The following is an 8,312-nucleotide window of genomic DNA, read 5'->3' as shown; positions in this document are numbered from 1 at the left end:
ATGGACGTCAGGACAACCGGGTGAGGATTCTCGGGCCAACGTGATTGGGTATTGAACAGTAAAAGATCGCAGCCTGCTGTAGCTCCGCCCATTTGTGGGACTGCCGCAGGCTGCGATCTTTTAAACGATTACTCGGTACTACCCAACCCTTGCCAGTGTTTGAGGCCGATAAAGATAAAGCGCAACTGCTGAGTGATCTTTGCCTGTGGCGTCAAATGCGCGGGCAGTGCTTCGGCGGGTGGGTCGATGATATCGGGAAGGGTGGCGAACACGCTTTTGACGATCAGGTCGGCCATGACCGATAACCCGGCGAAGTCGAGGTGTTGCAACTTGGGCATCAAGGACAGGTCGGCGGCCAGGTCCGAGCTGATGTTTTCGCGCAGTTTGCCGATAGCCAGGCGCACCGGCAGCGAGCCACCATATTGTTCGCGCGCCAGAAACAGGAACTGCGAACGGTTGGCCGCGACCACATCGAGGAAAATGCGCACCGAGGCGTCGATGATCCCGCCCATGACAAATTCGTTGTGACGTACCAGACGGATGGTTGCGCGGAAGGTCTGGCCGACTTCGCTGACCAGTTCCAGCCCGAGCTGATCCATATCGGCAAAGTGCCGGTAGAAACCGGTCGGGACAATGCCAGCGGTTTTCGCCACTTCACGCAGGCTCAGGCTGCCGAACCCTCGGCCGTATTCCATCAGGTGGCGAGCAGCGTCCATCAAGGCGTTGCGGGTCTGTTGTTTCTGTTCGGCGCGGGGCAGCATCAGGCGGCTGACTTCTAATCAAGGACAGCGGCGCACTCTAGCAAATCAGCTTTGCCGGCGTCGAACTTGAGTAAAGGAAGGTGAGGCGGGGAGTGCGGCTTACATAAAGTCAAAGCCCGATCCAGGAGATCGGGCTTTTTTCCGGGCCAGCATGGCCTTAGCTCAGGCTAGCGTTGCGTTCGATCACGCGGTCACCACCACCTTCTGCCAAGGTTTGGCCTTGTGGGGTACGGTCGGAACCGTCAGCGGCAAGGGTTTGACCTTGTGGGGTGCGGTCGGAACCGTCAGCGGCAAGGGTCTGGCCTTGTGGGGTGCGGTCGGAACCGTCAGCGGCAAGGGTCTGGCCTTGTGGAGTGCGGTCGGCACCGTCAGCAGCAAGAGTCTGGCCTTGTGGTGTCTTGTCGTAGCCGTCCTGAGTAATCAGACCTTTTTCTTTCAGGCGTTCGTTACCACCTTCGGCAACGGTCTGAGTGAATACGGAATGGCTATCTTTGACTTGTGGAGTGGCCTGATCGGCCGCTGGCAGAGCAAAAGCAGTGCTGGCTAGCATCGAGAGGGTCAGGCTAAGCAGTATTTGGCGTTTCATGATCGGTTGCTCCTTGGGAGGGCGATAAAGTGGGTACGAAGTTAATGCTACTCTCGATAAGTCGATATAAAAGTTCATAAAGACAATGGTAATAATCAACGGAATTGATTGTTCTGCGGAAAGCCTCTAGAACGGACGTTTCCGGGGAGTGCTTTTGCACCGAGGTGGGTATTTTCGACTCACTTGCGGGTCAGAAAAGTGCGGGGCGAGTAACGAAAAGCTGTCTGGATAGTCAGGGAGTTTGGCTTTTTAGCGGCTGAAAGGGTTTTTGCGTTAAACCTGCGGGCCATTTGCCAGTCGTAGTTCCTATAATCGGCCGATTTCTGTCCTACCGTTTCATACCGGCGTCGCAGTTCGGGCGCTGAGTCGTAATCAGGAGCTCTGTGCAATGACGCGCCCTCGTAAAATTCTCGCCTGGGTTTTCGGCAGCCTCGTGCTGCTGATGGCCCTGCTGGTGGTGATCATCGCGTTCTTCGACTGGAACCGGATCAAACCGCCGCTCAACACCAAAGTCTCCGAAGAACTGCACCGCCCCTTTGCCATCAACGGCAACCTGACGGTGGCCTGGAAACGTGAAGTCGAGGAAGGTGGTTGGCGCGCCTGGGTGCCATGGCCGCACATGGTGGCCGAGGACTTGAGCCTGGGTAACCCGGACTGGTCGAAAAAGCCGCAAATGGTCAGTCTCAAACGCGTCGAGTTGCGGATCTCGCCGTTGGCGCTATTGGCGCAACGGGTAATGATTCCGCGCATCGACCTCACAGAGCCGAATGCCGACCTGCAACGCCTGGCCGATGGTCGCGCGAACTGGACCTTCACGTTCGATCCGAAAGACCCGAACGCCGAACCGTCCCGCTGGGTGGTAGACATCGGTGCAATCGGCTTCGACAAGGGCCACGTCACGCTCGATGACCAGAGCCTCAACACTCAGCTCGATCTGCTGATCGACCTGTTGGGCAAGCCGATTCCATTCAGCGACATCGTTGGAGATAAAGCGGCGAAGAAAGCTCTGGAGCAGGGCTCGGCGCCGCAAGACTATGCGTTCGCGCTGAAGGTCAAAGGCCAGTACCACGGTCAGAAGCTCGCAGGCGAAGGCAAGGTCGGCGGGCTGCTGGCATTACAGGACGCGGCCAAGCCATTCCCGTTGCACGCGCAGGTGAAGATTGCCGACACCAGCGTCGAGCTGGCCGGCACGCTGACCGACCCGCTGAACCTCGGTGCGCTGGACCTGCGCCTGAAACTGGCCGGCACCAGCCTGGGCAACCTCTATCCCTTGACCGGTGTGCCCCTGCCGGCTTCGCCGCCTTACGCCACTGACGGTCACCTGACCGCCAGGTTGCGCGAACCGGACGGCGCGACGTTCCACTACGAGGCATTCAACGGCACCATCGGCGGCAGCGATATTCACGGCAACCTGGCTTACGTCGCCAGCCAGCCGCGGCCCACGCTCAGTGGTGCGGTAGTCTCCAACCAACTGCTGTTCGCCGACCTCGCGCCGTTGATCGGCGCCGACTCCAACGCCAAGCAAAAGGCCCGTGGCGGTGAAAGCAAGCAGCCGGCGGACAAGGTGTTGCCGGTCGAGGAGTTCCGTACCGAGCGCTGGCGTGATATGGACGCCGATGTCGAATTCACCGGCAAGCGCATCGTTCAAAGCGAGAAGCTGCCATTCACCGATCTCTACACCCATCTGGTGCTCAACGATGGCCAGCTCAGCCTGGAACCGCTGCGCTTTGGCGTGGCGGGCGGAAAACTCGACGCGCAGATTCGTCTGAACGGCCGTGTCACGCCGCTGGAAGGGCGGGCGAAACTGACCGCTCGCGGGTTCAAGCTCAAGCAACTGTTCCCGACCTTCGAGACGATGCAAACCAGCTTTGGTGAGCTCAACGGTGACGCCGACCTCGCCGGTAAAGGCAATTCGGTGGCGGCATTATTGGGCAGCGCCGATGGCGATCTGAAGATGTTGATGAACGACGGTGCGATCAGTCGTCAACTGATGGAGCTGGCCGGGTTGAACGTCGGCAATTACGTGGTCGGGAAAATCTTTGGCGACCAGGACGTGAAGATCAACTGCGCGGCGGCCGACTTCAGCATCAAGACCGGACTGGCGACCTCCCGACTGTTTGTGTTCGACACCGAGAACGCGATCATCTACATCGACGGCACGGCGAACATGGCCAGCGAACAACTCGACCTGACCATCTCGCCAGAGTCCAAGGGCGTGCGGCTGATCTCGTTGCGTTCGCCGCTGTATGTGCGCGGCAAATTCATCAAGCCGGATACCGGTGTGAAAGGCGTGCCATTGATGCTGCGGGGCGCGGGGATGGTGGCGCTGGGCGTGATTGCCGGCCCGGCGGCGGGGTTGCTGGCACTGGTGGCACCGAGTGGCGGCGAGCCGAACCAGTGCGCGCCGTTGTTGGCACAAATGAAGGAAGGCAAGGCGCCGGTGACGGTCAAACCGACTAAATAGTTGGCTGTCTGTAACAGCCCCGGATCACACGGATGGTTGCCCATGTCGCAAGAGACCGCCACGCGTTACCCCTTGGTGCTGGTTCCGGGAATGCTCGGGTTCATTCGCCTGCTGTTCTACCCCTACTGGTACGGGATCATCTCGGCGCTGCGTCGAGGTGGGGCGACAGTGATCGCGGTACAGGTTTCGCCGGTCAACTCCAATGAAGTGCGCGGTGAAGAGTTATTGGCGCAAATCGATGAAATATTGCGCGAAACCGGTGCGAGTAAAGTCAATCTGATCGGACACAGCCAAGGTTCGCTGACCGCCCGCTATGCCGCCGCCAAGCGTCCGGACCAGGTGGCTTCGGTGACGTCGGTAGCCGGGCCCAACCATGGCTCGGAGTTGGCGGACTATCTGCACAAACACTGTCCACCCGACAGTGCGAGGGGCCGTGTGCTGAGCGCTTTGTTGCAGTGGATCGCGTGGTTGATGGGCCTGCTGGAAACCGGTTATCGCGGACCGAAATGGCCGGTGGATATCCATGCCTCGCACAACTCGCTGACCAGCGAAGGGGTTGCGCTGTTCAATCAGCGTTATCCACAGGGGTTGCCCGAGACCTGGGGCGGGCACGGTCCGGAGCTGGTCAATGGCGTGCGCTATTACTCCTGGTCCGGGACCTTGCAACCGGGCAAAACCGACCGTGGCGGCAACCTGATCGACGGCACTAACCGCAGTTGTCGGTTGTTCGCCACCACCTTCGTCCGCGAAGCCGGACATTGCGATGGCCTGGTCGGTCGCTACAGCTCGCACCTGGGCACGGTGATTGGCGATGAATACCCGTTGGACCACTTCGACATCGTCAATCAGTCGCTGGGCTTGGTGGGCAAGGGTGCCGACCCGGTGCGGTTGTTCGTCGAGCATGCGCAGCGGTTGAAGGCGGCGGGGGTGTAGCCGATAGACCGCGTTATCGTTCATCGCAAGCAAGCTCGCTCCCACAGGTTGATCGCTGACCCTGTGGGAGCGAGCTTGCTCCGGGCGGCGATCCGACGATGGCGTCAGATCAGGCAACACTTACCTTGCGGCCCAGCACGGTGGTCCAACGCTCGGAAAGAATCACTCCGCCCAACGTCAGCACCCCACCCACCAAGTGGTACAACGCCAACTGTTCATGCAGCACCACCGCCGCAATCAGTGCGGTAATCAGCGGCAGCAAGTTGAAGAACAGCGTGGTTCGACTCGGCCCCAGACGCGCCACGGCTTGCATCCACGCCAGTGGCGCGAGCATCGAGGCTAGCAGGCAGGCATAGAGCACCAGTGGAATGTTCTGCAAGGTCGGGCCAACTTTTGGCGAGGCCATGAACAGCGCAAACAGCACCACCACCGCCACCAGCACCTGCAAATACAACAGCACCAGCGGCGGCAAACGCAGCGGCCATTTTTTCAGCAAGGTGCTGTAGATCGCATAGGCCAGGGTGGCGATCAGCATCATCGCATCGCCCAGGTTGACCCCATGTTCCAGCAGCGCACCCAAGCTGCCGGACGACACCACCACCAGCACGCCGGCAAACGACAGCATCGCACCCGCCAGCGCACCGGCGGTCAGCCGTTGGCCGAGGCTGATGATCGCCATGGCCAGCGACATCAACGGCATCAGCGACAGGATGATGCCCATGTTGGTGGCTGAGGTCATCGTTGCGGCGAAGTAAGCCAGGCTTTGGTAAACCGCCATGCCGAGCACGCCGAGGACGAAGATCTTGCCCAGGTTCGGGCGAATAACCGCCCAATGGCTCAGCACCGGTTTGAGCATGAACGGCGTGAACAGAATCCCGGCGAGCAGCCAGCGATAGAAACCGATCTCAGCGGGGAAGATTGCGCCGACCGCCAGTTTGTTGATCACGGTGTTGCCGGCCCAGATGAAAATGGCCAGCAGGGGATAAGCGTATTGCATGGGGAAAACCAGAACGTTAATGAAGCGCAATTATCCGCCTGTCTGGATGCAAGCCTATACTGCGATCCAGACAACCTGCCTCTGCATACGGACAGCATGAACAAAAAGCACATCGACCTGCTGGACTTCAGCGGCCTGCCAGCTCCGGTGTACTTCCGTTACGCCGATTTCGACGCCCATAGCCACGCCTTGGCCCATCGCCACCCGTGGGGCACCCTCGAATATTCGGCCCATGGCGTGATGCACATGGACATCGCCGGCCGCCGCTTCATGTCACCGCCGCAGTACGCGGTATGGGTGCCGCCACACACCGAGCACAGTTTCTACAGCACCCAGCCGATCACCTATCGCGCGGTGTGCCTGGCACCGCAGTTGTGCCGCGATCTGCCGCAGCAGGCCTGCACGCTGGCAATCAGTGACATCCTCAAGGCGATCCTCAAGGACTTCGCCGCCCGTGATGTGAAAATTCCCGAACGCCCGGCTGATAAGCGTTTGGCCGAGGTGTTGGTCGATCAGCTTCAACAAGCGCCGGTGCACAATTGTTATTTGCCTTACGCCAGCAGTGCGGGATTGCTCGGCGTGCTTGAGGCCTTGCAAGCCGCCCCGGGCGACAACCGACCGCTGGCACAGTGGGCGGAGCAGATTCACGTGAGCGAACGCACCCTGGCCCGGCAATGTGTTCGTGAATTGGGCATGAGCTTCGGCGAATGGCGCCAGCGTTTGCGCTTCCTCGCCTCGATCGACGCGTTGGACAGCCCGCGCAGCATTCAGGAGATCGCCTTCGACATGGGTTACAGCACGTCGTCGGCGTTTATCGCGATGTTTCAGCGTCAGGCCGGTTGCACGCCCGAGCAGTATCGACGGACCACTCTGGATAGCAGATGAAGGTGTAACGGCATTTGTCTACACTCCATTTCGAGGCCGCCCCCCTCGGCGCGGTAACAAGGAGAAAACTCCATGAAGATGCTGCGTATCCCTTTGTTGATGATCGGCTTGCTGCTCTGTTCCCAGGGCTTTGCCGCCACTGCCCAGCAGAACAAAATGACCACCTGCAATGCCGACGCTACCGCGAAAGCCCTCAAGGGTGATGAGCGCAAAACCTTTATGAGTACCTGCCTGAAAGCCGCGCCGGCAGCAGAAGCAGCCAAACCGATGACGCCTCAACAAGAAAAGATGAAAACCTGCAACGCCACCGCCACCACCCAGGCGCTTAAAGGCGATGCGCGTAAAACCTTCATGAGCGATTGCCTGAAGAAAAAATAAGCAGTCCGGGTAGAACACGGTCAAGTGTGGGAGCCTGCTCGCGATGGCATCACCGCGATCGGCAGTCATACCGTGTTGCCTGAATCGCGAGCAGGCTCGCTCCCACAGGAGAATTGCTGCTCCATTGGGAGTGTGTTTGCTCGCATCAATGCCCGAAGGCTGGCAGACTGCCAATCCTTTAACGCCGTTTGTTTTGAGGCTGTATGCCAACGTTTTCTCAGCGTCACGTGTTGCTGTTGGTCAGTTGGGTGATCATTTTTGGTGGGTTGCTGCTGGTGATACCACTGCGACTGTTGCCCAGTCTGCTGGCCGGGTTGCTGGTATTCGAACTGGTCAACATGCTCACCCCGCAGTTGCAACGGCTTATCGAAGGACGGCGCGCACGCTGGCTGGCCGTGGCTTTGCTTGGCACCCTGGTGGTCAGCGTACTGGCGCTGATTTTTGCCGGCGCTATCAGTTTTCTGCTGCATGAAGCGGAAAACCCCGGGGCTTCCCTGGACAAATTCATGCTGGTGGTCGATAAGGCACGCGGCCAGTTGCCACCGTTCATTGATGCTTATCTGCCCGCCAGCGCTGCTGAATTTCGTGTGGCCATCGGCGAGTGGCTGAGCAAGCACCTGAGTGACCTGCAACTGGTCGGCAAAGACGCGGCGCACATGTTCGTCACGTTACTGATCGGCATGGTGCTGGGGGCGATCATCGCTTTGCAGCGCGTTCCTGATCTGACTCAACGCAAACCCTTGGCGGCCGCGCTGTTCGACCGTTTACACCTGCTGGTTCAAGCGTTTCGAAATATCGTCTTTGCACAGATCAAGATTTCCCTGCTCAACACCTTCTTCACCGGGATCTTCCTGGCGGTGCTCCTGCCGCTGTTCGGCGTCCAGCTGCCGCTGACCAAAACCCTGATCGTGCTGACCTTCCTGCTCGGGCTGTTGCCGGTGATCGGTAACCTGATGTCCAACACGCTGATCACCATCGTCGGCTTATCGCTGTCGATCTGGGTTGCGGTGGCGGCGCTGGGTTATCTGATCTTTATCCACAAGCTGGAATACTTCCTCAACGCGCGGATCGTCGGCGGGCAGATCAGTGCCAAGTCCTGGGAGTTGCTGCTGGCAATGCTGGTGTTCGAAGCCGCGTTCGGCCTGCCGGGCGTGGTGGCGGGGCCGATTTATTACGCGTATCTGAAGAGCGAGTTGAAGCAGATCGGGATGGTTTGATCTGGCAGATGTACTGCCTGACATGGCCCCATCGCGAGCAAGCTCGCTCCCACAGTAGGTCGGTGGTGTTCACAAATAGTGTGTTCACGGC

8 protein-coding genes are annotated in these 8,312 nt (G+C 59.4%); 5 read left to right on the top strand and 3 right to left on the bottom strand.

The window, feature by feature from the left end; translation table 11 throughout:
- Positions 1-128 precede the first annotated feature (128 nt).
- Together AC1RPZ_RS27170 and AC1RPZ_RS27165 are read right to left on the bottom strand one after the other, a co-directional pair.
- Positions 129-761, bottom strand: a complete 633-nt coding sequence (locus AC1RPZ_RS27170; RefSeq protein WP_493140975.1) for a TetR family transcriptional regulator — start codon at positions 759-761, stop codon at positions 129-131.
- Between the two features lie 157 nt (positions 762-918).
- Positions 919-1,347: a hypothetical protein gene (locus tag AC1RPZ_RS27165; RefSeq protein ID WP_493140973.1), complete on the bottom strand. Its 429-nt coding sequence runs from the start codon at positions 1,345-1,347 to the stop codon at positions 919-921.
- Positions 1,348-1,735: 388 nt separating this feature from the next.
- Between AC1RPZ_RS27165 and AC1RPZ_RS27160 the strand changes: the two genes are divergently transcribed.
- Positions 1,736-3,811, top strand: coding sequence for an AsmA family protein (locus AC1RPZ_RS27160; RefSeq protein WP_493140971.1), 2,076 nt, complete (start codon positions 1,736-1,738; stop codon positions 3,809-3,811).
- A 42-nt stretch (positions 3,812-3,853) separates the two neighbouring features.
- Positions 3,854-4,744, top strand: a complete 891-nt coding sequence (locus tag AC1RPZ_RS27155; protein ID WP_493140969.1) for an esterase/lipase family protein — start codon at positions 3,854-3,856, stop codon at positions 4,742-4,744.
- A 109-nt stretch (positions 4,745-4,853) separates the two neighbouring features.
- Here the strand turns inward: AC1RPZ_RS27155 and AC1RPZ_RS27150 are convergent, their stop codons facing one another.
- Positions 4,854-5,741 carry a DMT family transporter gene (locus tag AC1RPZ_RS27150; RefSeq protein WP_493140967.1) on the bottom strand — a complete coding sequence of 296 codons (888 nt, stop codon included), beginning with the start codon at positions 5,739-5,741 and terminating at the stop codon, positions 4,854-4,856.
- Positions 5,742-5,837: 96 nt separating this feature from the next.
- Here AC1RPZ_RS27150 and AC1RPZ_RS27145 point away from each other — a divergent pair, with 96 nt between their 5' ends.
- From AC1RPZ_RS27145 to AC1RPZ_RS27135, 3 genes are all read left to right on the top strand, one after another.
- Positions 5,838-6,626 (top strand): AraC family transcriptional regulator, encoded by a 789-nt coding sequence (locus AC1RPZ_RS27145; protein ID WP_493140965.1) that lies wholly within the window; start codon positions 5,838-5,840, stop codon positions 6,624-6,626.
- Between the two features lie 72 nt (positions 6,627-6,698).
- Entirely contained in the window at positions 6,699-7,004 is a 306-nt protein-coding gene (locus tag AC1RPZ_RS27140; protein WP_123423734.1) for a PsiF family protein, read from the top strand.
- Between the two features lie 203 nt (positions 7,005-7,207).
- Positions 7,208-8,221, top strand: a complete 1,014-nt coding sequence (locus tag AC1RPZ_RS27135) for an AI-2E family transporter (protein WP_493140963.1) — start codon at positions 7,208-7,210, stop codon at positions 8,219-8,221.
- Positions 8,222-8,312 lie beyond the last annotated feature (91 nt).

Source organism: Pseudomonas sp. GW822-FHT02D10 (assembly GCF_058802345.1).
Note: the sequence above shows the minus strand (reverse complement) of the source record. Positions and strands in the feature narration are given on the sequence as shown.

Bases quoted from the DNA above. Each gene is read 5' to 3' on its own strand.
- AC1RPZ_RS27170 (WP_493140975.1), bottom strand. From the start codon at position 761: ATGCTGCCCCGCGCCGAACAGAAACAACAGACCCGCAACGCCTTGATG.
- AC1RPZ_RS27165 (WP_493140973.1), bottom strand. From the start codon at position 1,347: ATGAAACGCCAAATACTGCTTAGCCTGACCCTCTCGATGCTAGCCAGC.
- AC1RPZ_RS27160 (WP_493140971.1), top strand. From the start codon at position 1,736: ATGACGCGCCCTCGTAAAATTCTCGCCTGGGTTTTCGGCAGCCTCGTG.
- AC1RPZ_RS27155 (WP_493140969.1), top strand. From the start codon at position 3,854: ATGTCGCAAGAGACCGCCACGCGTTACCCCTTGGTGCTGGTTCCGGGA.
- AC1RPZ_RS27150 (WP_493140967.1), bottom strand. From the start codon at position 5,741: ATGCAATACGCTTATCCCCTGCTGGCCATTTTCATCTGGGCCGGCAAC.
- AC1RPZ_RS27145 (WP_493140965.1), top strand. From the start codon at position 5,838: ATGAACAAAAAGCACATCGACCTGCTGGACTTCAGCGGCCTGCCAGCT.
- AC1RPZ_RS27140 (WP_123423734.1), top strand. From the start codon at position 6,699: ATGAAGATGCTGCGTATCCCTTTGTTGATGATCGGCTTGCTGCTCTGT.
- AC1RPZ_RS27135 (WP_493140963.1), top strand. From the start codon at position 7,208: ATGCCAACGTTTTCTCAGCGTCACGTGTTGCTGTTGGTCAGTTGGGTG.